This window comes from Bradyrhizobium sp. 172, from assembly GCF_023101065.1.
GTDB classification, from domain to species: Bacteria; Pseudomonadota; Alphaproteobacteria; order Rhizobiales; family Xanthobacteraceae; genus Bradyrhizobium; species Bradyrhizobium canariense_D.
Window position 1 is genome coordinate 1,625,256 of the sequence record NZ_CP064701.1, and the last position, 26,392, is coordinate 1,651,647.

Sequence of the window (26,392 nt, forward strand, 5' to 3'; positions counted from 1 at the left end):
GCTGCGGATTGCGTTGGGGAAAATGGCCGCGAGGCCGCCGGTGCACGCCAGCGCTATGAGTCTTCGCTTCGTGATCATGGGATCGTCCTCGTTTCCCGCCCGGCCCTCATCGAACCGCTGTCACTCTGGTCCACCGGGGTATTATCTGGTAGACTGAAAATTGCGGCATCCCTGTAACTCCAAGGTTAAGGCTCGCCATGGACTGGTCGGATCGAATTGGCCGCCGCATCAAGTTGCGCGACCTCCATATCCTGATGGCGATCGCCGATACCGGTAGCATGGCGAAGGCAGCCGCCAGGCTGGGAATTTCCCATCCCGCTGTCTCCAAAGCGATCTCCGAAATCGAAGGCGCGCTCGGCGTCCGATTGTTCGATCGCGGTTCGCAGGGCGCCGAGCTCACGTCCCATGGCGAGGTGCTGCTTCGCTGCGGCATCAATGTCTTCGACGAGATGCAGCAAGGGCTTCGCTCGCTTGAGCATTTGTCCGATCCAAACTCCGGCGAAGTGAGATTGGGGTGCACCGACATCATCCTGCATAGCCTGGTGCCGTCGATCGTGCGGGAATTTTCGACAAAACATCCCGGAGTCCAGCTCGATGTGAAATTGACCAATCCGGGCGAACATCAGATCCTGGAGCTACGTGAGCGAAGGATCGATTTGCTGATTACGAGAGCCACGGTACTGAAGGACGATTTCCATTCCGAAGTTTTGTTCGATGAGCCCCTTGTCTTTGTTGTGGGGACCCACGGTGAATTGGCGCGAAAGCGCCGAATCTCCCTCACGGACATCATCATGGGCAATTGGGTGTTGCCGCCCTATGACAGCGCCCCAGGCGCCATCGTCGGCGAGGTATTTCGAGCCAATGGTTTTTCACCACCGAAGCCACGGGTCAAAACTATCGCCATTCAGCTCACGGTATCGCTGATTGCAAGCGGACAATTCGTCGGAATTCTTCCCGCATCGGTAGCGGCACTGAGCGCGCACCGGGCCGCGTTAAAAGTTCTGCCGCTAAGAACCGCTGGTCCCCGGATTTCGGCCGAGATCGTATTCCTGAAAAATCGAACGCTCAGCCCCCCGGTTGAAGCCTTCATCAACTGTACGCGGGAAGTCGCGAAATCGCTTGTTCATGGCTGATATTGACCCGTAGCGTCGTTGTGCCGGTATGCAGCACGTCAGTTACCGAGCGATAGCAGTGTCGGCCCTGCGGATTATGGGTTCACAGCCTGGGTCAGGTGGTAGTTGGCCTGCTGTGGACAGGCCGAACAAAGCCTATGGAGAACGAGACCGCGCGACCGGCTCGGGGCGGAGGAATTTTGGTTAACGCTTCCCTGATACGGTGCTCATCGTCGCGGAACCGTATCGCGTACCGCGGCCATTGGTCATTGGTGTTGCATGCAAACCATCGAAATTACTGACCCGCGAGAGGCCAGACGCTGCCGCTATGCGCAATATCGGGGCGAAAAGGCGATAGTGATGTTGAATGGATTGCTCGTCGCGGGGATGGTCCGTTCGATAATGGAGGTGAAGTCAAGCAGCCCGACGCGGTGGACTGTCACCGTCGCACTGATAAGGTAATTCGAGAGTCCAAGGCATCAAGCTGTCACGCGGCGACCGGAAAGCCGTGCTTGCCCCTCGCGATGAGCACCGAGCCGCGCGAGAGCCGGGCGGTGGCCAGGGCAGGCGGTAATCGTGACGTTTTCGGTGCAGTGGAGCCGCTGGTGATCCTATATCCGGCGACCGAAGAAACTGAAGGGCCGATCCGGTGATGTCCGCTTTTCAGTGCAGACCGGAAGCGGCATTTCCCTGCCGTCAGGGCAGCTCGTGACCCAAACCGGACCATCAGGGGAGTCGCACTGTCTTATCTAGTTTCAACCTTTTCTTTGGCATCCTCCATCCCTGGGATTACAAGGCTAAAGCGGCGGGTCGTATCTAGAACTGAACTTGCAGACGCTTGCTCACCGAATAGGAGAGCACGATGAACTCGCAATCGAAAGGTTACGGCGCAATGGTTTCTCGCCGTGCTATGATTGTCTCCATAGCAGTTTGCCTAGTGTTGTCTCGCCTGACGAGCCAGAACGCTCGGGCAGAAGACAACGCGGTCAGAATTGTCGTGCTCGGGGATTCTCACACCGCCGGCAGCGGTATCGCTGTTGGCTATCGCTTTACCGATCAACTTGAATTTGCATTGAGGGCCAAGGGAAAAGCAGTCGTAGTTTTAAACGCCGGTGTTGTTCATGATACAGCTGTAAACGGCCTCACCAGATTGGATCGAGCGGTCCCAGACGGGACCCACGCGGTAATTTTGCAACTCGGCGGAACCGACATGTTGAGAGGTACCGATCCAAATGTCACTCGCGCAGCGCTCGCAGCGATTCTGCAAAACCTCCAAGCCCGGCGCATTGTCGCCCTCCTTTGCGGAGCGCGACCTCACACCAATTTCGGGCATGAGTACGAAAAAGCCTTTGCCGCAATGTTCGCTGGACTTGCCAGCGAGTACAATGTGCTGCTCTACGACGCTTTTGACGACGCGTTTGTCGACGATCCTCAGCTTAAGGCTCTCGGGGGCCTGCATCCGAATCCGGCTGGGCTCAAAGAGGTCGTCACGCGCATACTGCCAAAAGTCGAGGCTCTCATAGGACGCGTGAGCCTCGAAGACCGTTGATCCTCTAGTGCAGCGTCATTTCCGCTTCTCGGCCCTTAGCCGAAGGTCAATTGAGCGCGTGTCATGTCGGCTGTCAGGGGTAAACCGGACGTCAATCCAACTTGACGTCCACCGCTGCTTTTGGACCCAACCCGGACATATCGTGCACCGGAGACAAGTAGCCTTTTTTGGGTGTCCGGTAAGGCCGCCGCCTCGCCGGACCGATTAAGCTTCGACCGCTTTAGTTGAATGTTTGCAGCCTCAATTTGAGCGATCCGTCGGCTTGGCGTTCGAAGACATGCGTCGCTAAACCACTGAAGGGAGACGGCTCGCCCTCCTCCTTACCCGTGGCGCTCCACTTGGCTGTGCCGAAGACAACCTTATCGTCTCCGCCGGCGTCGATCATCTCCAACTTGTGATCCGTCACACCGCTCGCGAAGAGTCTGGCAAAGAACTTCTCGATCTCGGCCGGACCCGACGCGACCTGATGTGTGGGTGGCATCAATTTTGCCGTCGCAACATAGGAGGCGCCGATGGCTTTCTCGTCGTGCTTATTGAATGCGGCATCCCAGGCGGCGTAAGCCTTCTCCACGTCGCCCTTGGCGTCCGCGGCCAACGAAGTTCCCGGCGCACCGAGCAGACAAATGACTAGTGCTGATGTTAGAGCCAACTTCATAGGATACTCCTCTGTAGGATAACGCCTTTCCCGATTGATTAGATCATCACTCCCGGTCCTCTGCCGCAGCTGCGGTCCGCCAGTATGACGACACCGTCGCCGGTCGCGTTGTGGCTGCTATTAGTTCACTGCGGAAACCGACGCGATCGGCACCGTCCCGTGGGTCATTCGCTCCCACAATCGATTACTTACGAAGAACGAGCCTTAAGCCTTCAGGTCGGTGATCCGCATAATCGCGACCACGTTCCCATCATTGAACGCCTGCTCCTTTGTGTCCTTGTTGCAGGTCCAGACAAAATTCTTCTTGCCTATAAAGGTCTTTTCGTCCTGCTCAAGCCGAAGCTTTCCTTCGGTGATATGGCAGACCATGGCATTCATCATGGGAGGCCCCATGGTCTTCGATCCCGGCTGCATGATGATGTCGCGCATTGAGACCGTCTTAAAGCCCGGGATCAGCGATGGTGTGTCGCCATCATACTCGCGCACCACCACGCCCGGCCATGGAGTTGTGTCCTTGTAGCCCGTAGTCTGAGCGGCGGCGGGCTTTATCGTGGCCGCCGTAGCCGCTGCCAACCCGAATGCCAGTGCAGACCTTCGATCGATCTTGCTCATCGCTTTTCTCCTCTGCAATAAGCCGCCGCAAAAGCTGCGCGCGTGGAAATGTGAAGTCGTGGTGAGAAACCGAAAAGGGGCGGTCTCAGAGGGTAGGGCACCTGCCGATAGCGCTAGCACTTCTCGTTGGTCCCGAACGGCGACTTCGGCACATCCCGCTTCAAGGGCAATCACATTCTACGAGACTGGTGCACCCGTAGAAATGGGTGTTTCGCCCCCAAGAGGCATAATGCCTCAGCTTGTTTAGGGCCCGGAGAATCGTACTCGCTTTCGGCACATTCACACGGCGCCCGACTGAATACCCAAGTCAGTGTCGCTGACTGGTCCTACGGTGTGTGCGTGCTGGTCGCTGGGCATATTTCGCAGAGGCCCTGAGAAAGTGATGTAGTCGGCTGCTTTTTTGAGAAGTACGCGCACGATAAGTCATGACTTCTAACCCATCCAGTGGTGCGATTACGTGGCAACCTTGGCGCTCGTTTATAGGATGTCGGCACGTGACCCGAAGTTGCCGCTGCGCCGATGCCCTGCATCTCACAGCCGTGAGTGCACCAACTATCGAGACGTGATACTCTGTGTTCGATCGTCCTCGGGCTCCGATGAGGATCGAATGAAGCGGCGGGAGTTCATAGCCGGCACTGCGGTGCTGCTGGTTTCGCCAACACCTTTGCGGGCCCAAGGCGCGCCTCGCCGGATCGGCTTCTTGGGCGGATTCCTAGATTCTCAGGGTCGCAACGCGTGGCGCAATGGTTTGCGCGAGAAGGGCTGGATCGAAGGCAAGAACCTGCTCGTTGAATATCGATTTGCCGAAACTCCGGATCGCATGGCAACCCTAGCTGCGGAGTTGGTAGCGCTAACTCCCGATCTGGTAATTGCCCTCGGGCCGTCGCCAGCCCTTGCCCTTAAATCGGCAACTGCCACCGTTCCGATTGTATTCGTGGTTGTCGCCGATCCCGTGGGGCTCGGTCTCATCCAAAGCCTCGCGCGTCCAGGCGGTAACATCACCGGCCTTGCGAGCTGGGTGCCGGGAGATTGGACCGCCAAACAAATACAAATCCTCCAGGAACTGGTTCCTGGCGCGTCGACAATTGCGCTCTTGGTCAATCCGGGCAACCCCATGCACAGGCTGATGGTAGCCGAGGAGGCACCAAGCGCAGCGCGGAAGCTGGGCGTGGCTCTGCCGATAGTTGAGGCGACCACGGACGAGGAACTTGATATCGCCTTTGCCTCGGCCGCCGCCCAGCACGCCGATGCAATGATTGTCTTGGGCGATGTTCTGATCATTCGCCAAGCCCCGAGAGTTATCGCGCTCGCGGCGAAACATCATCTGCCCGCAATCCATTTCTTCCGACAATTCGCGGATGGCGGCTTGGTCGTCTACGGCCCCGATATATTCGATCTATTGCGTCGTGCTGGCAGCTACGTTGATAAGATCCTCAAAGGCATCAAGCCTCCCGAGTTGCCGGTCGAGCAGCCGACCAAATTCGAATTGGTTATCAACATGAAGACGGCCAAGGCGCTCGGCTTAACAGTGCCGTCCTCACTACTAATTCGCGCTGACGAGGTGATTGAATAGAGCTATCTCGCTGCGATGCAGGAGTCCGTTCATGGCCCATCGCTGCCGTCCACAGCGCGGCCGCTAACGTCCGCATTGGGGGTTACCGCCGTCATGCCTCTCGGAATTTGGGAAGGCAGCCGTGACTCAAAGCTGACCTCGCTCAAAAGCTGTAGGCCATTGACACAGCACGCTGCTTAGCTCAATGTTACTCACCGTAGCATTCGTGGTGAGGAGCAGTTGGCCCTCTCCAGCGATTTCGAGGTCGGATGGGCCAGGTTTGCGAACCGCGATTTTATCACTCTTGCAAGCGGCGCAGCGGTAGCTCCGATACCAGCGCCGGGAAAGTACTCTCGCGACGCTCTGTGCTGACCGGACTTGCGGCAACCTGGGTTGCGGCGTCGGCGAAATGGAGTTGGGCTGCTGAAATCGGTGGTGGTCCGTCCTTTTTCGCCGATGGCCCGGACGCCGAACTTTACGGCGCGGCCGAGAACTACCCGATCAAGGACCGGTGGAGGATCTTCCAGCCCGGCAATCCGGCCTCGCCAAAATACCGCGTCGGCGCATTCAGTCATTACGATGAGATATTCCCGACACGCCAGGTCGATCGCGCGGCCACATCCTGGCCATTCAAGCGAACGCCGGCGGATGTCAGCTACCAGTACAAGGGAAACCGCGCTTCGCTTGCGGATTATCTGTCGCGCAATCCGGTGACGGGCCTGTTGATCGCTAAGGACGACCGGATTCTGGTTGAGTGCTATCAGTACGGCCGCACTGATCGAGATCGGCTGATATCGCAGTCAATGGCAAAATCTATCACTGGCATGCTGATAGGGATCGCGACCGCGGAAGGCGCGATCAAGTCGATCGACGATGCTGCGGAGACCTATGTTCCCGGCTTGAAAGGCACGGAATACGGTGCAACGCCGATCCGCGCGCTGCTGCACATGTCGTCTGGCGTAAAGTTCGGTGAAGAGAACGATGAAGCGAAAGGCAGCGGAGACGACCTCGATCGCCTGTGGGGCGACACGGTGCGCAAACACTGGTTTTCCCAAAAAGGCACCGTTGCCAGCATCGCGCAATTCAACCAACGGATCGCGCCGCCGGGGACGCGATTCCATTACGCCAGTATCGAGACGGACGTGCTTGGTCTCGTGCTGCATTACGCGACCGGTCAATCAATGTGCGGCTATCTCCAGGAAAAAGTTTGGCAGCCGATCGGCACGGAAGCGGATGCCAAATGGCTAATTGATGCGGAAGGCCATGAGGTAGCGCACGGGTTCTTCAATGCGGTACTGCGCGATTACGCGCGGCTCGCCCGTTTGCTGGCCCACGACGGAGCGTGGGAAGGCAAACAGATAATACCTGCACAGTGGGTGATTGATGCGACCACGGTGCTTGCCTCCGAGACGTATCTGGCAAAAGCCGAGGGAGGGTTCGGGTACGGCTATCAGGTCTACCTGTTTCCCGGCAGCAGACGGCAATTCGCGCTCTTGGGGCACCTCGGGCAGCGCATCCTCGTTGATCCGCCCTCGAAGCTGGTCATGGTGCAGACCGCCGTCGATGAAAAGTCCCCCGAAATCTGGCGTCTGTGGTCGGCTGTGGTCGCGCAGTTCGGGTGACGCCACCTTTTCTCCCAGGGGAAGAGAGGTCCACTCCGCTCTCGACGTCGGAATAGAAAAGCCGAATGAGCTGCGAGGTCTGCTTCTGTGAAGGGTTTCGGATGCCGGCCCTATGACGGTGTTGCCGCGCACACGGGGCCGGCGTCCGAAAGCCTCCAAAGGAGGAAACCGCGCTGGGGGGACGTAGGACGTCGCGTCAAACAACCTTCAGACGATCAGGACGATCGCCTATGGGGATTTGATGTTTGGCGGCACCTGTACTTTCAATGGCTTGGCTATAGCAAAAATACCACACCACACAATCTAAACGTGAGCTCCTCGATATTCGAAGGCCATGAGGCTAACCGATCTCTGGTGGCTGGAAAGCCCCCAGAGCTATCAGAGCCGAAACTGTTTCGATCTGCTCGTCAAGAGCATCACCGCATTTGTAACTCTGCTTACGTCGAGATTCCGACTCGTCCAACTAGCGCGACGTTGCACACAATCGCGATCGAGGGTTCGAGTTGGCTCTTGTGCAATGGTTGGTGCTCCGCCACGCCTTCCAGATCAGCACGTCCTCAATCATCGAATCATCGTCAGCTACGGGCTAATTGCCCCGCTCGTCACGATGAGCTGTCGCCTATTGCTTCGCCGTGTCGCCAGCCGCGGCGTTCTACCGCGCGAGCGGTTTAGTCCTCTGGCGCCCTAGCTGACTTGCCTCGCGCAGCCCGTCGAGGACCGCTTGTGTGAAGGGTTTCGGATGCCGGCCGCATGATTGACGGCGCGGCACATTCGGGCGGCCGGCGTCCGAAAGCCTCCAAGGGAGGAAACCGCGCATGGTGGGCAGGACTGATGCGGCAGGCTCTATGGGGATTTGAGCGCTGCAGGCGAGTTTGGTGATGGAGTTCGAACCGGTGCAGCGCGCGGCACGACGCTGTCGCTATCATGGAATGGGCGGTGGACGTTGTCGAACGCGATCAATGATCGACGGATGGGCGACGACCGATGAGCGTTCGGGTGCGCTGCGCCGTGGCCGGTCGATGAGCGGCGGGCATGACGAACAGCTTTGCGGAATGGCCGATGCGCGGTCATGAGGTGTCGATCCTGATGGCGCTGATTGGCGCGGTCGATTGACGGTGCGGCATTGCACCTCGCTCAAAAACCTCGATGACGATCATGCGGCCGCCGCAGCATGGACACGGTGGCTTGCCGCTGTCGACGATGGTCTCGGTCGGTTCATCCTCACGATCGCTGACGGCGAGCAGTTCGCGCGCGCGTGCGACATTGTCGGCGCAGACGCCCCGTGCGAGCAGGCCGTAATGGCGGATGCGGTGAAGGCCTTTTGGCAGCACGTGGATGAGGAAGCGGCGGATGAACTCGTCTGTGGCGAGCGTCATCCGCTTTTGCCGGTCGCGGCCTTCGACCCGATAATCCTTCCATCTGAAGGTGACATCGTGCTGGTCGAGGGCGATCAGGCGGCTGTTGGCGATGGCGACGCGGTGAGTATAGCGCGACAGATAGGCCAGCACGGCTTGTGGTCCGCCGAACGGACGCTTGGCATAGACGACCCATTCCGTCTTGCGCGACGCTGCAAGCAATGCGGCGAATGACTGCGCTGCAGCGAGATGAGCGTCGTTGCCGAAGAAGCTCAGGCGCCCGGCCTGGTGGAGGGCGGCGAGGCGACCTAGGAACAGCCGCCGAAACAGGCGTGAGAGCACGCGCACCGGCAGGAAGAACCCCGGCCGGCAGGACACCCAGCGCTGTCCGTCGGGCGAGATGCCGCCGCCTGGCACGATCATATGCACATGCGGGTGGTGGGTCATGGCCGAGCCCCAGGTGTGCAGCACGGACGTGATACCGATCCTGGCGCCGAGATGCTTCGGATCTGCGGCGATCGTCAGCATCGTCTCGGCCGAGAGCTTGAACAGGAGATCGTAGATGATGGCCCTGTTCTGGTAGGCGATGTCGGCGATCCGGGCCGGCAGCGTGAACACGACGTGATAATATGGCACCGGCAGCAGCTCGGCTTGGCGATCGGCGAGCCACTGCTTCGCCGCGGCGCCCTGGCACTTCGGGCAGTGCCGGTTGCGGCAGGAGTTGTAGGCGATGGACGTGTAGGCGCAGTCCTCGCAGCGCGCGACATGGCCGCCGAGCGCCGCCGTGCGGCAGCTCTCGATCGCCGACATCACCTTCAACTGGTCGAGGCTGACACGGCCGGCATGGGCCTGCCGCCATGCCGGGCCACGGTCGCGGAAGATATCCGCAACCTCCAGAGCCGGACGAGACACGCCGGCCTCGCGTCAGCCGGGCGGCCGGGCCTCCTTCAGCTTGATCGCGATGTGCTCCAACGGGCTCATGACCTCGCTGATCGTCTTGGTGGCGACGCGGGTATAGAGCGCGGTCGTATCGAGCTTGGCGTGACCGAGCAGAACCTGGATCACGCGCACGTCGATGTTCTGCTCCAAGAGATGAGTGGCGAAGCTGTGCCGCAAGGTGTGCAGCGAGACCCGCTTGTTGATCTCCGCCATCTGGGCAGCGGCGTGGCAGGCGCGGTTGAGCTGGCGCGTGGTCATCGGCTGGGCCGGATCGCGGCCAGGGAAGAGCCAGCCCTGTGGCCGTGCCGCCTTCCACCAGGCGCGCAGCAGATCGAGCAGGTGTGGGGAGAGCATGACGTTACGGTCCTTGCCGCCCTTGCCCTGTTCGACCCGGATGATCATCCGCTTGCTGTCGATGTCGGAGATCTTGAGCGAGACGACCTCGTTGGCCCGCAGGCCGGCGCCATAGGCTACGCTGAGCGCCGCCTTGTACTTGAGCCCCGGTGCCGCATCGAGCAGGCGCGCCACTTCTTCCGGGCTCAGCACCACCGGCAGCTTGCGCGGCTCGTGAATGACGTGGGTGTGCTCGACGATCTCGTTGCGCTTGAGCGTAACCTTGAAGAAGAACCGCAGCGTCGAGACGGTCTGGTTGATAGTCGGCACGCCAACGCCGTTCGATGCCAGATGCAGCTGGTAGCGCCGCACGTCCTCAAAACTCGCCGTTTCCGGCGATCGCCCGAGGAATACCGCGAAGTTCTTGACCCTCTGCACATAGTCATGTTGGGTCTTCGGCGCGAACTTGCGGATCGTCATGTCTTCGATCATGCGCCGCCGCAACGGGCTCGTGGCCTCGTCGGTCATGGGGATGCTCCTGTCTTGGGTGAAGGTTGCGAACCCCTCATCTCAAGACAGGACGCCTCGTTGCGCTATCCTCTCAGCCGCGCTGCCGGCCGTCGTGCCTACCGCGCGAGCGGTTTAGTCCTGTGGCCCGTTCGAGACGTGCTAGCCCGGTCTGACCACGTCCGCTCATCCGCCTTGAACGGAAGTCATGGCCTCACGGGCAAGCCGACGCGAATGGCCCCAAGGCGAAGTGGTCCAATTGGACGTTGAGGTCCGCTGTTAGTTTCAGATCGGACCTGCCTTTCTGCTCACAGCTCCATTGCCGGGTGAGTGCGGTTCTTCACCTTGACCCAGTACTTGCTCCGAGCGGCCTGATAGGGCCGGTCGCGGCGTTTACACCAGCTCCTCAAGACCCATGTTGCAGGCCCCAAGCTCGCCACGTTCGCTCGTTCAGGCTATCTAGGGCTGATCCTTCAGTCGGTCCTTGAACTTGATGGTCGTGAACTCCCTCTTCCCACTGGGCAACCAGGGAGTGTGCATCTCGACATCCCCGTTGGGCAACTGGCGGCAGTTCTTCATGCCCCCTACAAAGTCTGACAGTCGCTCGCTAAGCGCTTACGCTCGGAGATGCTGACCTGCACCTTGGGGCGCACCGCGTGCTCCTCGCACGCGAACGTGTAATCGTCATACAGCTTGGCCCACTCATCCCGGACCTGCTCACAAATCTTCTCGGGTAGGGGATAGTTGACCGCCGCGATCAGTGCGCGGACGTGTAAACCACGAGGAACATGCTGCTCATCGCCTTCTCTCCATTGCCCCAGCAAGGGCCACCACCGCTCCCCTGTCATGCGGTGTTCGGCGTGCACTGCGTGTTGCTCTCGGAGGCAATGTGCAACAGAGGCTTGCATGTCTGTCGAGGCTCGATGTGCGCTATGTCCCATTCCGTGCGAGTAAAGGAATTATTTCGAGCATTCTGTTGTGAAAGCGTGTTTGCTGTCCCATGCCGGGAAATGGCACGACGTATCGTGCGGCGTTGCTCCCAGCCGCCTTTGCAGCCGCCTCAACAATGCTCTTGATACTGATGAGCATAGATACAATCGTGAGAGGCTGATACGCCGCAATTCGATCTCTTAGGCCGTCCATGGCAGCGAGGCATGTCGCCTTGCGTTCGGAAGCAGGCAATTTGTCCACGGGCGTGAGTACGAGGTCATCGAGGAACCAGCCGTATGCCTTGAACCGATCTAAAAACTCCCCCTCGGCCGGGCCGAGCGCTGCCTCTGTGGCGCGCTGCACGTGCCGTAGCATGGCATTGTTGCCAAAATAGAAAAAATCGCCGCTGGCTGGTGCGCTCTCACCGACGAACAGCGTGGTAATTCGGTCTGGCCGATAGCTCGCCCGGATAAACTCAACGTCCATCATTTTTTAGCCGCATCCCGAAAGCGTGGGCGTTTGATTGTGATCCGCGCAGCGCAGTGCTGCGACGGCTTTGACGAGCCGCGCGCGGCTAAGATTTGTGGGGCTGCACATTTCCAGCCTTCAAGGCATTGGCTCTACGTGTCGCAACAGCTTTGCGCGCGACCTCGCTGCGCAACTTTGCTGCGGCGTTTGCTGCTCGTGTGACAGCGGCCTTTTTGCCAGCGTCTTTCATGAAAGCGTTAGTTCGCTTACCCTTCATCTCTTGCCAGTGAGCGCGTTGTACCTTCAACGCGGCAAGCGAAAACAGACCAACGTCGTACATCCAGTGATGGTGATTGCACAGCCACGCGAGGTTTTCTGGATCGTTGTTTGAAGCCTCGTGATCGAGATGGGCAAGCTCCTGACCGATGGTCTGGCCGCACAAGCAGCAGCCCGGATAAGGATAGACGGTTTTCGCAATTTGCCTCGCTTCGTTTTGGTTCCGCATTCTCTTGATCATACGTAGCTCCCTCAGGAAAAGCTAAGCTATGTGCCGTACAGGATACCTTGGTATTGCAGCCGCGGCTTCATCGTGTGTGATGACCCGTTGGAAATTGCCGATCCGTTCGTTTTAAAGGGTATCTTCACCACAGAAGAGGACGGTGATCCAATCATGATGCGGATTGACAGTAGGTCGCGTGGAATACGTTTTTGAGAAGCACTCGGCTCTCAATGGATAAGCCTCAGGCTGCCCAAATCCAAATGTTTCGTACGCATGTTTGAATTCGACATGCACGGCCAAGACCCTGTCAGACCGAGAGCGTAGGAAGAAGATCGCGTCAGACTCGAAGCCTTTGCTACCTTCGATCCTGCAAGTGCAATGGGCGTCCCTTCCACACCAATAATTCGCCCAAAAAGGCTGCTTCATTTGGCTCCTCTGCCAACGCCTTTTACGTTGTTCATCGATGAGAATATCGGCGCCAAGATACTGAGCTTCGGCTGGCGTGCCGGTGATCAGCCAATCTCTGATCGTCTCTGAGGAAAAGACACCTTCTGCAATCGCGTCCAAGTATGGCAGGGCTTTTGACGAATATGCGGGCAAGGTGCCCCTCCCAATTATCGTTCGTGCTTGTCGGCAACTTCTCGCGCAGCCAAGCTAAGCTCCAGCTCTCTGATCTGCTCCATCAGCAGTTCTACGATTTCATCGTAGTCGGCTGGCGATAGCGAGTTCACGCCGCGAACGGCCATCTGGTCTCGGAGAATGGCCGCCATCAAGGCTTTGACGCTCATGCGTCCTCGTTGGGAAATGGATCGTCATAAAATCAATCTGAAGTAGATGCCAAAGATAACGGATGCGCAACGGCCGTAGAATTACGGACGCGTGCTGCACTGCGATGTTAGTCGGGGTAACCTCGACTCAGAAAGAGGCAGCGACGGCAATCCAACGGTCACTTCTTCAACAGTATTCTCATTGTTCGCGCCATTCGCCTCACCGATCCGGCGTGGCGGCCCAGTTCGGCGGCTATCTTCGTCGTGCCAACGCCCTGCCGGGCGAGCTTGACCAATCGCTGGACCTCGCGTTCAGCCCATTGCTTTGGCTTTTGTGTTTTCATGGTGCGGCGCTTACCTGCCGCCCTGCCTATCAGTCAGCCTGGTTGCCGACACTTGGGAAATTTACGGGTGGTCTCAGCTCGCCCAGGGGGCTAGCGGTGCGGCGGCTGTGGCGCTTCGCGAGATGGCGTGCGCGGCGTCCTGATACATTCCGCGAGCTCTATTAGGGACCGGATCGGCGCACGGTTTAGTTGGCATCGCGGGCGTAGGTCGGTCCGCTATCAAGGTAGATGGGACCTGCCGTATGCGAAACGGACCGCCGTTTATGATCCATGTCAGACATCATTGCCCAATAGACATGCCCAAGCTCCGGCCATAGGCTTTCCTGCTGATGTTTCGGTGCGGATGAGCCGAGCCGTCCCGCGATCTTTTCTATGGCGTCACGGAAGGCACGACAATGGCTGAACTTATCAAGGTTGGCGAAATGCAATTGCGGTTTCTGCGCACCAAGTATGATACCAGCGGGGCGCTTGATATGTTTGAGGTGGTGATCCCGCCCAACTCCCGCATGCCGGTCCCGCACCATCACCGTGACTGGGAAGAAACGATCTATGGTCTTGAGGGCGTCATCACCTGGACGGTCGCCGGCAAGCGCATCGAGATCAAGCCCGGAGACGATCTCTTCATCCCGCGCGGTGTTGTCCACGGGTTCGTCAACGAGACGCAGGCGAGTGCGAAAATGCTTTGCGTTCTCACGCCAGGCGTTCTCGGGCCGGAATTCTTCCGGGAAATGGCTGTAGCGATCGGCGGCCCTGCGCCTCCTGATCCTGCCCGGATGGGCGAAATCATGAAACGTCACGGCCTGATACCTGCGCCATTTTGATTAGGTGGGCTGGCTGCATTCGCGCTCTGCTCGCGAACTGCGTTATTTCTGAATGTCGCTTGTTGGCCCTGAGCCGAACAATGTACCAGCCGAACGCCGTGTCGGCTGTCCGCAGAAGATCGGACTCGGCACGCCACGGCCGCTCCCCCGGTCTCACTCGTAAGCTCAACTGACGAGCTGTCTCGGCAATACCATCACGATGTCGTCTCGCGCTCCAATATCTTTGAGGCAATGATGATATGTGCAGCGCAAATTCATCTTCGATCTTCGCGGCCGTGTCCTCGTCCTTGGTGTAGACGAACAGGATGTCCCCATACTTCATCGAACCGCGCGCCTGCGAACAAACGGTCGAACGTCCTTGCGCCGACGATCCCTCGTGCTATCGCTCGATCTTTTCCTTCATCGCCACGATCACGAGTTGAGCGCATCATCTGGCAAAGGCCGTCGCAACGCCTTCGCCTCTTTCCATGGTGCTCCCATCCAGACATCGCGTCGCGCCGTTAAGGAACTGGTTACTAGTCACTGTCACCATTTGCTGTATTAGGTCGTCACATACAGCAGCGCATTCCGAGAGAACGGTTCAATACTTCGACACGCCCGCTTGGCGGTCTCTTGAAGGAGAGGCCCAATGTTTAAGGGCTTCACGGTGGCAATTGTGGCGCTGATTAGCACGGCGCAGCTGGATCGATATCTAACCAACGGTCGGTACACCGACGCGGCCACGGATATGCTGCGGCAAATCAGGCACGCGTTCGGGTTTTAGATAATTCCTTTAGCGCGGAGGCGCGTGATGGACATCTCATGGGCTGATCTCGATACCGCTGAACAGCGCACCATTGCGATATTGGGAGCCGGACTTTCCATCGAACTCTGCGACCCTCTTGCCTTCCTGACGTTAAGCCGGCTCGGCCTAGTCATAGGGTCCCATTTGACGGCTGCCGGCCACAATCTGCGAAGGGATGCCGTGGTGAAGAGTGTCGCGGGCTAATCGTTGCGGGTGTTCATTGAGACTAGGATCGGGGATGCCAAGCGCAATCGAGCTTATTGTGGATGCTTACGTTAGCCTCAACGACAGGATAGCTCTCGACGATTTGCGCATACAGCGCCGGAAGCTGGCCGTGGACTTGAAGGCACGCACCGGCTTTGACTGCCGGACAACCATTCAGCAGATCGAGGAAGATATCATCGTGATCGAGGCTGGGCTGGCGCAGCTGGATGATGCGAAGACCTAACCACCCAAAGACCTTTTCGCGCTCGACCTATATCATCCGCTCCTTAGTGACCCGCAAACTGCGAATGTAATAGCCTTGTCCCTGAACGGCTGCCTTGATCTCGTCGCTGACTTTGAGAACTCGTTTTCTGCTCTTGCGCCACTTATTCTGAGAGCAAACTACGGGTATCGCCGTGCCTGTGCTTAGAACGAGAAAGTCGCGCTTATCATTGCGATAGACATCAAACACTTTCCGTCCCTGCTATTCGTATGAAGTACGCTATGAAAGTATGTTCAGCCCGTCTCGATTGATGAGCTTAGTATCTTGAATGCTTATGCGGGTGGTAAATCTGCAACGCCCGTGACTTTGCTTCCGCGGTCCAGTTCGGCAATCAAAGTCTCTTGCTTCAATAGGTGCTTCTCCACGCGAGAGCGACATGTCGCTCGGCCATAGCAAGGTGCCTCAGGAGCATGTTGCGGTTTATATCGTGGCATTGTGCAGTAGTGCGCGGAGCGGCCGGGTGATCCAGATCAGGAGCAAATCAGGCCCGGCAGTCGCAACCCTAAAACGACCACGGGCCTGAGCGCCAGCCAATATCATCACGGTATGAAACCCGGTCAGTCTTGCTGACACTGGGGGCGCGGGTCTGTTCGCTTCCCGACCTTCACCTGATCCGGAAAACTACGGGTGTCGTCCAGCGGAACGCTCCTCAGGCCGCCTCCCGCGGCCGCATCACCACGCCGCGATGACGCCGCAGCTCGGCCGCGCTTGCAACAACGACTTGAGGAAGCGAGCAGTAACACCCTGTCCTCGATCATCGAGCGGTCGATCGCCGCCGATACCGTCTTCCAACCTGCCAGAGGTAATTGTCCGGCGAAAACTCGCCAGTCGGATCGGCGCGCACGAGCAGGTGCCGCCATGACGGTTTCGGATGAACATCGCGGTAGAAAGCCCGGAAGTTGGCCCAGCGTGTAAATCGGCGTGGCGTCCCGACGCCGATCGGCGAGCTAAAGCATTGATCCAGCAAGCGGCGAAGGGGTTAATCTTGGGGTCTGACTCATTTCCGATGAAGTTTGCCGGGCGACTGTGGTTCTCAAACGGAGAATCAGCGCCATGCGGACGGGCTTTCAAATCTCATCGCTAGTACCGAGTGGTTTGGTGTTTGATGGTGTAAGTGACTCAATGGATTCGGTTATTCTGGCTGTTCGGTCAGAGGCTGCGGAGGCCCAATGCCCTTTGTGCGCGACAGCGTCGCGCCGAATCCATAGCCGATACATCCGGCACGTGGCTGATTTGCCGTCAGCGGGCAGAAGGGTGCGCCTCCGATTGCTCACGCGGCGCTTCACATGTGAGGTGCCGCATTGCCGCCGGCGGATCTTCGCGGAGCGGTTTGGAGAAGACATCGTCCCGCTTCGACGGCGCCGGACGGCACGGCTGGAATACATCGTCCATCACTTGGGGTTGGCGCTCGGCGGCCGGCCGGCGGCAAGCTTCGCCAAGCGGCTCATGCTGCCCGTCAGCAACGATACCTTGCTGCGGGTGGTCCGCCGGCGGACGGCGATGCCGACAGATCCATTGCTTGTTGTGGGCATCGATGACTGGGCGTTCCGGAGAAATCATCGATACGGGACGATCGTGTGCGATTTGGAGCGCCGGCGGATCGTTACCCTGCTGCCCGACCGGGAAACGGCGACCGTTCGGGCGTGGCTATCGAAGCACCCAGCGATCAACATTGTGTCGCGAGATCGCGGTGGTGGATACGGCGAGGCAGCAGCCAAGGCGCTGCCGAACGCCATCCAAGTCGCCGACCGCTGGCATCTGATGGAAAATGCGAGCGCGGCCTTCCTTGATGCGGTGCGCCGCTCCATGAACAGAATCCGAACCGCAATTGGAGCGACGACGATCAACCCGGAATTGCTGACCTGTGCGGAAAAGCTGCGCTATCAGGGCTATTTGCGGCGGCAGGACAGCCATGCCGTAATTACGGCTCTCGTCAGCGACGGTGTGTCGCTCAAGGAGATCGTCCGCCGCACAGGACATAGTCGCAATCTGGTTCGCCAAATTAGCCGCGGCGGCGGTACGGATATGTTCCGCACCCGTCAAAGCACCCTGGACGGGCATCTGCCGTTCCTGGACGCGCAGTGGTCAGGCGGCTGTCGCAACGGTGCCGAGCTCTGGCGCCGCTTGAAGGGACAAGGCTTCAAGGGATCGCTGCGCGTCGTGGCGGAATGGGCGACGCGACGGCGACGTGCCGAGACCATCAGCCATCAACAATTGCAGAAGGTCCCCGCCGCCAGGACGATAGCGCAGCTGATGACGACGAAGCGCGACCACCTAACCAAAGCCGAGACCGTCACGCTTGCGGTCATCGAACAAAACGTTCCTATGCTGGCCGATGCCCAAGCTCTCGTTGGCCGCTTCCACGCGATGATCCGAAAGAAGGCCGAGATGGAGCTCGAACCTTGGATTGATGACTCCAAGCGGAGCCTCATTGCCTCGTTCGCGAATGGCATTGCCAACGATAAGGGCGCGGTGCACGCGGCTATCACGCAACCATGGTCCAATGGCCAAGTGGAAGCTCAGATCACCAAGCTCAAGCTGGTCAAACGGCAAATGTACGGGCGCGCTAAGCTCGATCTCCTTCAGGCTAGGCTGATTGGCGCGCCATAAAAACAATCACGATCATCGAATATGCGTCAGAGCCAATCTTGAACGCTTGTTCACAATGGATCCCGGGCTCGCGACTTCGTCGCTCCTCGGGATGACGACCGTAACTCCCCTCCTGCGACCGTTCAGTTGGCGGCGCGGCGCAGGAAGGCCGGGATATCGAGAATAGCCTCATCGGGCGCATTGCGCGCAGCGGTGCGGCCGTAAGGATCGAGCGGCCGGTCGGCCGCGTGGCGCGCATATTCCGGAGCCGCCCTTGCCGGTTGCCCCACGGGCTGTCGCGCTTCGGAGCGGAGCGGCGGGCTTTCCACTTGCGGAAGGGGTGCACTGCGCTCGATGCGATCGGCGATGCGGCGGCCGTCGTTGCGCAGCCTGCCCGCGAGCTGGGCGATGGCGGTTTCCACCGGTTGCGCCTGAGACGCCGGGTCGAGATTATCGATTCCGGTGGCCACCACCGAGACGCGGACGATACCGTCGAGGCTATCGTCAAACGACGCGCCGACGATAATGTTGGCGTCCGGGTCGGCCTCGTCGCGAATGCGGGTCGCAGCTTCGTCGACTTCGTACAGCATGAGATCCTTGCCGCCGGTGATAGAGATGATGAGGCCACTGGCGCGCTTGATCGAGGGATTCTCGATCAATGGATTGGAAATCGCGGCCACAGCAGCGGCAAGCACGCGCTTCTCGCCGGAGGCCTCGCCCCGTCCCATCATGGCCTTGCCCTTCTCCTTCATGACGGAGAGGACGTCGGCAAAATCGAGATTAATCAGGCCTTCCTTGACGATGAGGTCGCTGATGCAGGCTACGCCGGAATAAAGCACCTGGTCGGCAAGGGCAAAGGCATCGGCGAACGTGGTCTTCTCGCTGGCCACCCGGAACAGATTCTGGTTCGGGATGATCAGCAGGGTGTCGACCGTCTTCAGCAACTCCTCGATGCCGGCTTCGGCAAAGCGCATGCGGCGCTGGCCCTCGAAGTAGAATGGCTTGGTGACCACGCCGATCGTGAGAATGCCGAGCTCGCGCGCGATCCTAGCGACGATGGGGGCAGCCCCGGTGCCGGTGCCGCCGCCCATGCCGGCCGTCACGAACACCATGTGTGCGCCAGTCAATTGATCGCGGATCGTATCGACCGCCTCTTCGGCTGCGGCGCGTCCCAATTCCGGCTGCGAGCCGGCGCCGAGGCCTGCGGTCACCTTTGTGCCGAGCTGGATGAGGCGCCTCGCCTTCGACATGGCCAGCGCCTGCGCGTCGGTATTGGCGACCACGAACTCGACCCCTTGCAGCCCGGCAGTGATCATGTTGTTGACCGCATTGCCGCCGGCGCCGCCGACCCCAAACACGACGATGCGGGCCTTCATTTCGTGGATATCGGTGGTGCCAGTCATTCTTCCCTCGTGATTGCTCCGGCAAGCCGGGGATGGAGATGAGGATCGAGTGCTACCTGCGAGTCGCGCGGTCTGCTTCCACGATCGCAGCGGCCAGATGTCCCAATCGACGCGCGGCTTGTCCCGCGATCGCGCCGCCGGCGTGGCGACCGTTCCGCAGAACCGCCACTTCGTCTTCCAGTAGTGCCGCCCACGCATTGGCGGCCGTCGTCTCGGCGGCCGCCTGCGTCAGCTCGACGGCGAGGCGATCGGCGCGCTCGCGCTCGAACACTGCCCTGTAGGCGGTTGCGACGGCCGCGAGCCGCGCGACCTCCGCCTTGAATGCCTCGATCTTAACTGCTTCGATCTGTGCCAGGAAGGCATCGATCGGGTCTACCCGGCGGCCGCGTCTTGGGCGGGGTGTGCACCGGAGCTCGGGGACATCAACGCTCAACAGGGCCTTGCCGTCCTCCGACTGCGAGCGCGGCAACCGGCGGCGTCTCGCAAGCGAACGCGCGGCCTCTCGGGAGATATGGAGGCGGGCACCCAGATCGGCATACGTCAACAACTCAACGTACATCGGCGCTTCTCCTGGAGCGAACCGGGAAGGCATTTCAAGCTAATGATGGCTGGACGATTACCGCAGGCTAGGCCGCGTTGGTTAATGGACGGTTAACGCGCGAGCGGCGCGGTTTACGAGTGCCGTCACCGTGCCGACCCCGGGATCGCAAGACACCATCAGCCGCGACGACGTCCTGTCCGTCTTGCGCTGGCAGAGATAGAGCTTGAGGACCTTGGAGATGTTTTCGGAGCTCTCGTGCCGGTGCCGTCACAGCAGATGACGAGGTATTTGGGCTCGGGTTTCGGTGCGTGCTCGGGATGCGCCTCCGGGTGATGCTACCGCGGCGATTATAGCGGAAATGGATGGCAGCGAGGAGACGAAGGCGGCGTCGCCGGCATGGTGCCCCGTGTATCATCTGTTGACATTAACCACTTGTTAACCATGCGGTCGGCTAATGTGGACGGGTGGGGGATCACCATGTCGGCCCATGTGACGCGACCGAAGTTGATGCCTGTTTCGGCCGATCCAGCCTTTCGGTCGCTCAACCGGCTGGCGGTTCGCGCCAAGGCCGTCCTACAGACCAAAACGGCTGTCCTACGGAGCAAAGCCATGTTCGGAAAGGACGATTTAGTGGACAATCTCAGCCGCGATCTTGATCGCGCGCGCGGAAGACGCGATGCACTCGCATCCGAAGCCACGACCCTGACGGCCCAGATCGCCGAAATTGAAGCCCGCCTTTCGGAGGAGAAGACCAGGCGGGAGCGTGATCGCGTTTTGGGCGAAATCGAAGCGATAAAATCCCGAATCAGGCAAGCTGCCGGCGCGTTTGCACCCGTCGTCGATGGTCTCTCCAAGGCGATTGAGTCGGCTGCTGCAGTTGTGCCCGAGGCTCGCGAGCTCAATAGTTTCCTGGTGTCGGTGGCGACCGAAATCGACAGTGTGCTCGATCCCCTGCTGCGCGAACTGGATCAGCGCGCTGATGCGGTGCGAGTCGGCCACGTAGCGCTGGACCTCCCGAGTTCGTCCAATGAAGCTCCCGTCGTGCTGCCGAAAGACGGCAACGAACGCCTGCTTCGCTTTCCAGCATGGCTGTCTCGCGACAAGGAGACGGACAAGGAAACAGCGGAGAGCCCGCGCAGCACGGCAGCGTGAACCTGGCGGGCGGCGTCGTCCTTGCGGCTTGTGACAATAGTCAACGACCAGGTTGCCTTAGGGCTTGTGGCCAGCATCGCGCGGCCGGGCGGCAACATCACAGGCGTCACCATCGGGACGGAATTGGAACTCATTGGAAAGCGTATCGAGCTACTGGTCGAGGCGATGCCGGGACTGTCCACCCTCGGTTACATTGTGTCGCGATCGTGCTGGGAAGACATGAGAGGTGCGGCAACGCGCGAGGCAGCCAAACGAGCGCGGGCTTGTACGGGTTCCTTTTGGTCGCTGAAGAGCCTTCAGTATGACAATCTTGATGGCGCGGCATGGCGAGCTATCGCCGATGATGAGTCGATGGGGAGTGCCCGTCGGAGAGGTTCGCTTAAATGAGTCGCGCAGGTTCTTGACGATTTATGGATTGGCCGCTTCTGGTGCCAAGCGGCTATTCGTGTAATGGGCGGTAATAGAACGGCGCTAATGCAAAGGCAGGCGAACGTAAGCCGCTGTTGATGGCCCGATCGATAGGGGGACGGGTCGATTGGCTCGCCATCGCTCCACGTCCGCTCGTTCCAGCTTTCGCAGAGCAGCGTGTCGGCCTGTTTCTCAACCTGAAAAACCTGTTCTGCTGCTCAGAGGGGAGATATTAGCTCTATAACTTCCGAGAAGAGCTGTTATCGGAAGTAATCATCTCGTCGTCTAGCTGTACCATGCATGGCCACGACCCTGTCACTTCGCAAACCTCACTCAGACCAAACACAGGTCGCCATCTGAGGGTAGGAGGTAGGGGATGTGTGCTGCATTAGTGCACTGACCATGGCCATGCCAATGACGGTTGCGGTTTTTTGGCTTGCGGCGGCGCCGGCTTCTGCGTCTGGGCGACATTGGCCGACTGACGCGGACGAGGCAATGGTATTTCGGGCATCACCTTTGGTTCTCCGGAGCTCACCTCAGGCATCGCCTTTGGCGCTGAGGCGTTTGCGATGACGTGGGCGAGTTGTTCCTGGCTCGCGTTGAGTTGCTCGGTGAGTGTCTGGCTTTCGCGCGCCATCTGGATCTGGGCCGCCTTGATCTGGTCGATGGTACTGTGGTTCCACGCCATCTCTTCCTGGCTCGCCTTGAGTTGGCCTGCGAGATTTTCATTGCGGCGGACCAATTGTTCTTGCCTCATTTCGAGCTGTTCCACCGTTTGCTTCAAGGCGGCTAAATCGCGCGCCATCGGTTGGAGCTGCTGCGCAATCTCGGAAGACACGGAAACGGAAGTCGGCGCGACGTCATTCGGCGCGGCTTGTACCGGAGGGGGCGGTACTGCGGCGACCATCATTGTCGAATCAACGGAGGATGACCATCGCCACCCGACGACAGTAATCGATGCTACAAATAGAGAACCGATGAAAGCCAAATAGCGCCAACCGGCTACTCGATGACCCGTGCCCGGCGGGGCGCGTGACGTCTTCATCCTGGTCGGTCGGGCCAAAGGGCCGACTCCCTTTTCGCGCGCCAAGCTCGCCAGGCTAGAAAAATGCTCCTCCAAGCTTTTCGTGATCTGCTCTTCCGCGAGCTTGTCGCCTAACGTGGAAGCCATTTGGCGCTCCATATGAAATGCAATAGCACCTGCCGGAGGGCGATCCGCGCATCTGCGCTACGGCGAGTTAACCTTCAACGAGACGCAGATGGTTTTGAGCCTGCGAAGTTTTCCCAGGGATGAGCATGCAGCTGCACGTCACGTTGTCTTTTTTGCCAGCTCACCTCAGAGCTATACTGGCGCTTTTAACGCAGCCGAGGAGGCGAAACTATGTTGTCGGCCGGAGAACTACGGAAGGAACCCTGACCGTTCGCCAGCGCGCTCCATGCGAGATCACGCCGGAGGGCAGTTCGTTAGATATGGCCACAGCATGCTGTAGAGGTTGGCTCTCGCTATAGAAGCAAGCTGGGAGATTACTTATTTCCGATGCTTCGCCGCCGAGGGCCCCTGCACAATGAGTACACAATCTCAGACAGTGCTAGCTTCCAGCCGACTCAAGATTGTGACAAGTGTGCTGAGCTCGTCGTCAGTTGCCCTCGTCAGATCATAGGATCCGATCGCGCCAGAATGCACCATTGCCTGAGGCGCCTTTCCAACCGCGCGGTCAAAGATCTCTCTGATCGCTCCGAGCTTGACGGCCTCACTTTCAGCCGCCATTGCCATTGCGCCGAGTTCTTCCATGGCCCGCGGGACGAACTGCATAGCTATCTCTTTCAGCTCGCGCGTGACCTTGTTCGGTGTGCCGGCTCTCCTTCCTCCGGTCTTGGGGCTTCCTGGCTTCCGTCCGCGCTTCGCGCCCATTCCTAAGCATTTCTACTTTTGAATTTCACCCGCCGGCCCGCGGCCAAATCTCATAATAATCATTCGCCTTGAGGATGCCACCCTTCGCGATTCAACCCAGGTCACGACTACGTCTTCTTACTGCACCTCCTGTACCCCTCGTTCCCGCCCAACTACATAAGTGGTTCACGAGGCACCTCCACCGTACGGTATCTTCTTTCAATTCCAGCTATATAAAAAGGGGGGTACGGGAGGTACAGCAAGCGAAGAACCTATCTGTTAAAGCTTTCTGGTGCGCCCACCCAGGGGGAACGGCCGAGCGCCAAGGGGGTATACTCAAAAGGGCGCGTCTTCGTAACAGGCTGACACAACATGCGGCGAACTCCTGGTCACCACGATGCGCTTCAGAGCGGTCGCCTTTGCATCGCCTCTCACGTATACGTGCTGCACCTTTCCCTCTAATCGAAGCTTCTTCCGTTCCCAACCCAGGGCGCGCATCGCTCTTCCAAATCGAGCGTTGTGTTCCTGCATTCGTTGGCCGGCGGGTAGGCCGATCACCGTCCACGCGTCGCTGGCGAGCAGCTTCCCCTCCATGTCGCCAAGCACGCCCGCGATCTGATCTATCCACGGCTCATCGATGGTGCGCTCGGCTTGCTCGGCGGCGGCTGCCTCCCAGAATTTCGGATCGAGCCGGATGCTCTCGTCCCGCGCCTCCAGTTCCGCTGCCTCTGCCCAGAGCTGGTCGCGGTCGCGCCTAAGTGCTGCAGTATCGAAGGCTATCACCTTCACCGGCCAGAAGCGCCGATTGCCTGTCAGATCGCGGAGATATTTGTGGTCGTTTGTAGAACCGAAGATGACACATTGACGGAGCAGCTCCGTGGTCATACGACCGTAGGCCAATCGCGCTCGATCAGTGCGCCGCGACAGGAACGCTTTCAGGTGCTCTACGTCGGCCTTGCGCATTCCGTTCAACTCTGCGGCCTCGATTATCCATCGGCCGCTGATGTGCTCGATCATCCTCTTGCTGTCAGCTCCCAGCGGAAGGTCATCGGAGAACCAATCCGGATTTACGGCCAGGATCTCAAGAGCCTTCGATTTTTCGGTTCCTTGTGTACCCTCGAGGATGGGCATCTCGTCGAACTTGCATCCGGGGGAACGAATCCGGCGCACTGCCGCGATCAGAACGAGCCGGCCGATCGCGCGGACGTACTCAGTATCGACGGCCCCAGCGTATGTCGTCAGCCATCTGTCGATCCGATCTACGCCGTCCCACTTCAAACCATCGAGATAATCCCTCACGGGATGGAATGAGTTCTGTCGGGCAGCGTCGCCGACCACAACCCAGAAAAAATCTTTCGGCGGGAGAAACTCGAAGCGTTCATCGATCGATAACCAGAGCCGCTCCATGGCGGCATCATCTAGTAGATCGAACCCTGGCAGACCCTTGATGATCATCCGACCATCGAACGAGTTGTAACGCAACGTGACCCCGAGGCTAATGAGCGCGGTTGAAATGTTCTTCTGGCTCCGACAAATTATCCTATTATTTTTGTCACGATCGAAGATCGTCTCTTCGGAAAGTTTATTGAGCACCTTCGCGATCTGACGCCTGACGTATGCTTCACCGCCGTTCTCGGCGACGTGCTCGTGGATGCCCTTGCCTGAATATATAGCATCGAGGCAGGCTACGATAATCGTATTCTTGTCGAGCTCAGCCCGCAATGCGTTAGCGATGAATGCAAAAAACAACTCGCTTCGGGACTGATACGGTCCCGCGCCAGATACATGGAGCATCGTCACCAGCCCACGCGGCATTTTTGTCGTGTTAGATCGACGGGTCTGCTTTTCTGTTTGTTTCTCAAGCGGAGCAGGGAAATCAGATAGTGTGTAGGATATTGTGTTGAACTCGACCAGTGACGACAGGCAGGCGGTCCTCCCGGCCTTCAGTTTCTTCTTGTTCGGCCAGTTGATCGTGCCTGGCAATCGAAGGAGGCGGTCTATGTTGTGGGTACCCTTGGGGGCGCCGAGTAGTTCCAGTAGAGCTCTGTTAGCGCTCTCTAATGCACGCACATCTTGAACCGGCTCGGTTAACCGATACAGAATCTGGAAGCCGTTGCCAGAGTCGACAATGGCCGTCGCTGTCGGAGCGAGTGCTTTTAAAATCGGAATGAACCGTACCTTGAAAGCTTCCGAGCTTTCCCCTTCGTCTGGGTCGGCGTCGACGTGAAGAAATTCCCCAGCGATGATGTCCTCCTTGCTAGGCTTCTTCATTGTGGCTTTGCGGACGGGATTGGCGGTGTAGTAGATATTCCTCCCCTCAATGTTCCGCGAGCGTATTAAACTACGCAGTGCCTCGCCCTCGTTTGCGGCAAAGGTATTAGTCAGGGTCTTGCCGTCAGGAACGATAGCCGTGACGACCCAGGGTCCGCCAGGACGAAGTCGCTCAAGAAAATCAACCGCCGCTTCGACGTCGGGCTCTGATGGAGGAATGGTGCCGTGCATCACCTTTCCTCCCCGCCAAGATCGATCTTCGGAAGGGTGGGGGTTCGCCGGGCGTCATCGAGCGGTAGCCTGGCCATCTGCCGGCGATCGTTCATGTAAGCTATGGCGAGCCGCCCGGTAGGGACTGGACTTCCACCTTGACCTTCCTTAGCGGGATCCTTGCGGCCTGCCAAAGCCGTGGCTTTGCGACCAACAGAGGTGCCTCCAGTAGCCAGCTGGGGGCGCCTTTCTTGTTCATGGGGGGTGACCATCTTGCCAACTCCGGTCATGCGCCGGAGGCGGAAATGACAATAGGCCGCTCCGGCGCTAGTTGTGCTAGCGCTGCGCTAGTTGAACTAGCGGGTGAGCGACCTGGCGTTTGGTATCCAGTCCGTGGCCCAGACTGGAGTTGCCCCCGTCCGGGGCCGCTGGTCGGTGCCGTTGCCACACGGCCTGCACTACCCAACTATACTGAACGCGTGTCGGGCTGGTTTTCGGGCTTTCGACAAAGGTCCATATCGTCCGCTTGATAAGCCAGCGCGGAAGCGATGGTGCCTAAAGCTAGAGGATCAAAGACGAGTCTCGTTGTCC

The 26,392-nt window shown here is 59.1% G+C and carries 24 protein-coding genes and 2 pseudogenes; 10 read left to right on the forward strand and 16 right to left on the reverse strand.

Annotation, left to right across the window (positions count from 1 at the left end; genetic code table 11):
* The first annotated feature begins 197 nt into the window (after positions 1-197).
* Both IVB07_RS07750 and IVB07_RS07755 read left to right on the forward strand, forming a co-directional pair.
* Positions 198-1,133 carry a LysR family transcriptional regulator gene (locus IVB07_RS07750; RefSeq protein WP_247767549.1) on the forward strand — a complete coding sequence of 312 codons (936 nt, stop codon included), beginning with the start codon at positions 198-200 and terminating at the stop codon, positions 1,131-1,133.
* 841 nt (positions 1,134-1,974) lie between these two features.
* Complete coding sequence (locus tag IVB07_RS07755) at positions 1,975-2,661, forward strand: GDSL-type esterase/lipase family protein (protein ID WP_247767550.1); 687 nt, start codon at positions 1,975-1,977, stop codon at positions 2,659-2,661.
* A gap of 220 nt (positions 2,662-2,881) precedes the next feature.
* On the opposite strand, the gene IVB07_RS07760 is transcribed toward IVB07_RS07755, so the two are convergent.
* Positions 2,882-3,316: a nuclear transport factor 2 family protein gene (locus IVB07_RS07760; RefSeq protein ID WP_247767551.1), complete on the reverse strand. Its 435-nt coding sequence runs from the start codon at positions 3,314-3,316 to the stop codon at positions 2,882-2,884.
* Positions 3,317-3,520: 204 nt separating this feature from the next.
* The gene (locus IVB07_RS07765; protein ID WP_247767552.1) at positions 3,521-3,928 is read right to left on the reverse strand and encodes a hypothetical protein; all 408 of its coding nucleotides are present in this window, start codon (positions 3,926-3,928) and stop codon (positions 3,521-3,523) included.
* A gap of 607 nt (positions 3,929-4,535) precedes the next feature.
* Here IVB07_RS07765 and IVB07_RS07770 point away from each other — a divergent pair.
* The gene (locus tag IVB07_RS07770; protein ID WP_247767553.1) at positions 4,536-5,501 is read left to right on the forward strand and encodes an ABC transporter substrate-binding protein; all 966 of its coding nucleotides are present in this window, start codon (positions 4,536-4,538) and stop codon (positions 5,499-5,501) included.
* A gap of 344 nt (positions 5,502-5,845) precedes the next feature.
* Complete coding sequence (locus tag IVB07_RS07775; RefSeq protein ID WP_247767554.1) at positions 5,846-7,102, forward strand: serine hydrolase; 1,257 nt, start codon at positions 5,846-5,848, stop codon at positions 7,100-7,102.
* Between the two features lie 1,067 nt (positions 7,103-8,169).
* On the opposite strand, the gene IVB07_RS07780 is transcribed toward IVB07_RS07775, so the two are convergent.
* From IVB07_RS07780 to IVB07_RS07810, 7 genes are all read right to left on the reverse strand, one after another.
* The gene (locus IVB07_RS07780; RefSeq protein ID WP_085357181.1) at positions 8,170-9,369 is read right to left on the reverse strand and encodes an IS91 family transposase; all 1,200 of its coding nucleotides are present in this window, start codon (positions 9,367-9,369) and stop codon (positions 8,170-8,172) included.
* 12 nt (positions 9,370-9,381) lie between these two features.
* Complete coding sequence (locus IVB07_RS07785) at positions 9,382-10,257, reverse strand: tyrosine-type recombinase/integrase (RefSeq protein ID WP_247390111.1); 876 nt, start codon at positions 10,255-10,257, stop codon at positions 9,382-9,384.
* Positions 10,258-10,820: 563 nt separating this feature from the next.
* On the reverse strand, positions 10,821-11,102 hold the full coding sequence (locus IVB07_RS07790) for a hypothetical protein (protein WP_247767555.1): 282 nt from the start codon (positions 11,100-11,102) through the stop codon (positions 10,821-10,823).
* 64 nt (positions 11,103-11,166) lie between these two features.
* Complete coding sequence (locus tag IVB07_RS07795; RefSeq protein ID WP_247767556.1) at positions 11,167-11,655, reverse strand: hypothetical protein; 489 nt, start codon at positions 11,653-11,655, stop codon at positions 11,167-11,169.
* Positions 11,656-11,740: 85 nt separating this feature from the next.
* Entirely contained in the window at positions 11,741-12,151 is a 411-nt protein-coding gene (locus tag IVB07_RS07800; protein ID WP_247767557.1) for an HNH endonuclease, read from the reverse strand.
* A gap of 111 nt (positions 12,152-12,262) precedes the next feature.
* Complete coding sequence (locus IVB07_RS07805) at positions 12,263-12,733, reverse strand: hypothetical protein (protein ID WP_247767558.1); 471 nt, start codon at positions 12,731-12,733, stop codon at positions 12,263-12,265.
* Between the two features lie 14 nt (positions 12,734-12,747).
* Entirely contained in the window at positions 12,748-12,921 is a 174-nt protein-coding gene (locus tag IVB07_RS07810; protein WP_247767559.1) for a hypothetical protein, read from the reverse strand.
* Between the two features lie 718 nt (positions 12,922-13,639).
* Between IVB07_RS07810 and IVB07_RS07815 the strand changes: the two genes are divergently transcribed.
* The 3 genes from IVB07_RS07815 to IVB07_RS07825 all read left to right on the forward strand — a co-directional run bounded on the left by IVB07_RS07815 (position 13,640) and on the right by IVB07_RS07825 (position 15,297).
* Positions 13,640-14,065 (forward strand): cupin domain-containing protein, encoded by a 426-nt coding sequence (locus tag IVB07_RS07815; RefSeq protein WP_247767560.1) that lies wholly within the window; start codon positions 13,640-13,642, stop codon positions 14,063-14,065.
* 790 nt (positions 14,066-14,855) lie between these two features.
* Positions 14,856-15,053 (forward strand): hypothetical protein, encoded by a 198-nt coding sequence (locus IVB07_RS07820; protein WP_247767561.1) that lies wholly within the window; start codon positions 14,856-14,858, stop codon positions 15,051-15,053.
* Positions 15,054-15,087: 34 nt separating this feature from the next.
* On the forward strand, positions 15,088-15,297 hold the full coding sequence (locus IVB07_RS07825) for a hypothetical protein (RefSeq protein WP_247767562.1): 210 nt from the start codon (positions 15,088-15,090) through the stop codon (positions 15,295-15,297).
* Positions 15,298-15,324: 27 nt separating this feature from the next.
* Here IVB07_RS07825 and IVB07_RS07830 read toward each other — a convergent pair whose 3' ends face one another.
* The gene (locus IVB07_RS07830; protein ID WP_247767563.1) at positions 15,325-15,525 is read right to left on the reverse strand and encodes a hypothetical protein; all 201 of its coding nucleotides are present in this window, start codon (positions 15,523-15,525) and stop codon (positions 15,325-15,327) included.
* A gap of 864 nt (positions 15,526-16,389) precedes the next feature.
* Between IVB07_RS07830 and IVB07_RS07835 the strand changes: the two genes are divergently transcribed.
* Positions 16,390-17,946: an ISL3 family transposase gene (locus IVB07_RS07835; protein WP_247356678.1), complete on the forward strand. Its 1,557-nt coding sequence runs from the start codon at positions 16,390-16,392 to the stop codon at positions 17,944-17,946.
* 122 nt (positions 17,947-18,068) lie between these two features.
* On the opposite strand, the gene ftsZ is transcribed toward IVB07_RS07835, so the two are convergent.
* The 3 genes and pseudogenes from ftsZ to IVB07_RS07850 form a co-directional block, all read right to left on the reverse strand.
* Positions 18,069-19,328, reverse strand: a complete 1,260-nt coding sequence (gene ftsZ, locus IVB07_RS07840; RefSeq protein ID WP_247767564.1) for a cell division protein FtsZ — start codon at positions 19,326-19,328, stop codon at positions 18,069-18,071.
* Positions 19,329-19,380: 52 nt separating this feature from the next.
* Complete coding sequence (locus tag IVB07_RS07845; RefSeq protein ID WP_247767565.1) at positions 19,381-19,887, reverse strand: hypothetical protein; 507 nt, start codon at positions 19,885-19,887, stop codon at positions 19,381-19,383.
* A 123-nt stretch (positions 19,888-20,010) separates the two neighbouring features.
* Positions 20,011-20,147: pseudogene (locus IVB07_RS07850) on the reverse strand (DUF2235 domain-containing protein); the annotation flags it as partial.
* A 199-nt stretch (positions 20,148-20,346) separates the two neighbouring features.
* On the opposite strand from IVB07_RS07850, the gene IVB07_RS07855 reads away from it, so the two are divergent.
* Positions 20,347-21,021, forward strand: a complete 675-nt coding sequence (locus IVB07_RS07855) for a hypothetical protein (protein ID WP_247767566.1) — start codon at positions 20,347-20,349, stop codon at positions 21,019-21,021.
* Between the two features lie 279 nt (positions 21,022-21,300).
* Positions 21,301-21,408, forward strand: a pseudogene (gene ccoS, locus IVB07_RS40635) (cbb3-type cytochrome oxidase assembly protein CcoS); the annotation flags it as partial.
* Between the two features lie 409 nt (positions 21,409-21,817).
* Here ccoS and IVB07_RS07865 read toward each other — a convergent pair.
* From IVB07_RS07865 to IVB07_RS07875, 3 genes are all read right to left on the reverse strand, one after another.
* Positions 21,818-22,600: a hypothetical protein gene (locus tag IVB07_RS07865; RefSeq protein ID WP_247767567.1), complete on the reverse strand. Its 783-nt coding sequence runs from the start codon at positions 22,598-22,600 to the stop codon at positions 21,818-21,820.
* A 408-nt stretch (positions 22,601-23,008) separates the two neighbouring features.
* Positions 23,009-23,242 carry a hypothetical protein gene (locus IVB07_RS07870; protein WP_247767568.1) on the reverse strand — a complete coding sequence of 78 codons (234 nt, stop codon included), beginning with the start codon at positions 23,240-23,242 and terminating at the stop codon, positions 23,009-23,011.
* A 414-nt stretch (positions 23,243-23,656) separates the two neighbouring features.
* Positions 23,657-25,822: a virulence-associated E family protein gene (locus IVB07_RS07875; protein WP_247767569.1), complete on the reverse strand. Its 2,166-nt coding sequence runs from the start codon at positions 25,820-25,822 to the stop codon at positions 23,657-23,659.
* Positions 25,823-26,392: the final 570 nt, after the last annotated feature.

Bases quoted from the DNA above. Each gene is read 5' to 3' on its own strand.
- IVB07_RS07750 (WP_247767549.1), top strand. From the start codon at position 198: ATGGACTGGTCGGATCGAATTGGCCGCCGCATCAAGTTGCGCGACCTC.
- IVB07_RS07755 (WP_247767550.1), top strand. From the start codon at position 1,975: ATGAACTCGCAATCGAAAGGTTACGGCGCAATGGTTTCTCGCCGTGCT.
- IVB07_RS07760 (WP_247767551.1), bottom strand. From the start codon at position 3,316: ATGAAGTTGGCTCTAACATCAGCACTAGTCATTTGTCTGCTCGGTGCG.
- IVB07_RS07765 (WP_247767552.1), bottom strand. From the start codon at position 3,928: ATGAGCAAGATCGATCGAAGGTCTGCACTGGCATTCGGGTTGGCAGCG.
- IVB07_RS07770 (WP_247767553.1), top strand. From the start codon at position 4,536: ATGAAGCGGCGGGAGTTCATAGCCGGCACTGCGGTGCTGCTGGTTTCG.
- IVB07_RS07785 (WP_247390111.1), bottom strand. From the start codon at position 10,257: ATGACCGACGAGGCCACGAGCCCGTTGCGGCGGCGCATGATCGAAGAC.
- IVB07_RS07795 (WP_247767556.1), bottom strand. From the start codon at position 11,655: ATGATGGACGTTGAGTTTATCCGGGCGAGCTATCGGCCAGACCGAATT.
- IVB07_RS07800 (WP_247767557.1), bottom strand. From the start codon at position 12,151: ATGATCAAGAGAATGCGGAACCAAAACGAAGCGAGGCAAATTGCGAAA.
- IVB07_RS07810 (WP_247767559.1), bottom strand. From the start codon at position 12,921: ATGAGCGTCAAAGCCTTGATGGCGGCCATTCTCCGAGACCAGATGGCC.
- IVB07_RS07815 (WP_247767560.1), top strand. From the start codon at position 13,640: ATGGCTGAACTTATCAAGGTTGGCGAAATGCAATTGCGGTTTCTGCGC.
- IVB07_RS07820 (WP_247767561.1), top strand. From the start codon at position 14,856: ATGGACATCTCATGGGCTGATCTCGATACCGCTGAACAGCGCACCATT.
- IVB07_RS07825 (WP_247767562.1), top strand. From the start codon at position 15,088: ATGCCAAGCGCAATCGAGCTTATTGTGGATGCTTACGTTAGCCTCAAC.
- IVB07_RS07835 (WP_247356678.1), top strand. From the start codon at position 16,390: ATGCGGACGGGCTTTCAAATCTCATCGCTAGTACCGAGTGGTTTGGTG.
- ftsZ (WP_247767564.1), bottom strand. From the start codon at position 19,328: ATGACTGGCACCACCGATATCCACGAAATGAAGGCCCGCATCGTCGTG.
- IVB07_RS07845 (WP_247767565.1), bottom strand. From the start codon at position 19,887: ATGTACGTTGAGTTGTTGACGTATGCCGATCTGGGTGCCCGCCTCCAT.
- IVB07_RS07855 (WP_247767566.1), top strand. From the start codon at position 20,347: ATGTCGGCCCATGTGACGCGACCGAAGTTGATGCCTGTTTCGGCCGAT.
- IVB07_RS07865 (WP_247767567.1), bottom strand. From the start codon at position 22,600: ATGGCTTCCACGTTAGGCGACAAGCTCGCGGAAGAGCAGATCACGAAA.
- IVB07_RS07870 (WP_247767568.1), bottom strand. From the start codon at position 23,242: ATGCAGTTCGTCCCGCGGGCCATGGAAGAACTCGGCGCAATGGCAATG.
- IVB07_RS07875 (WP_247767569.1), bottom strand. From the start codon at position 25,822: ATGCACGGCACCATTCCTCCATCAGAGCCCGACGTCGAAGCGGCGGTT.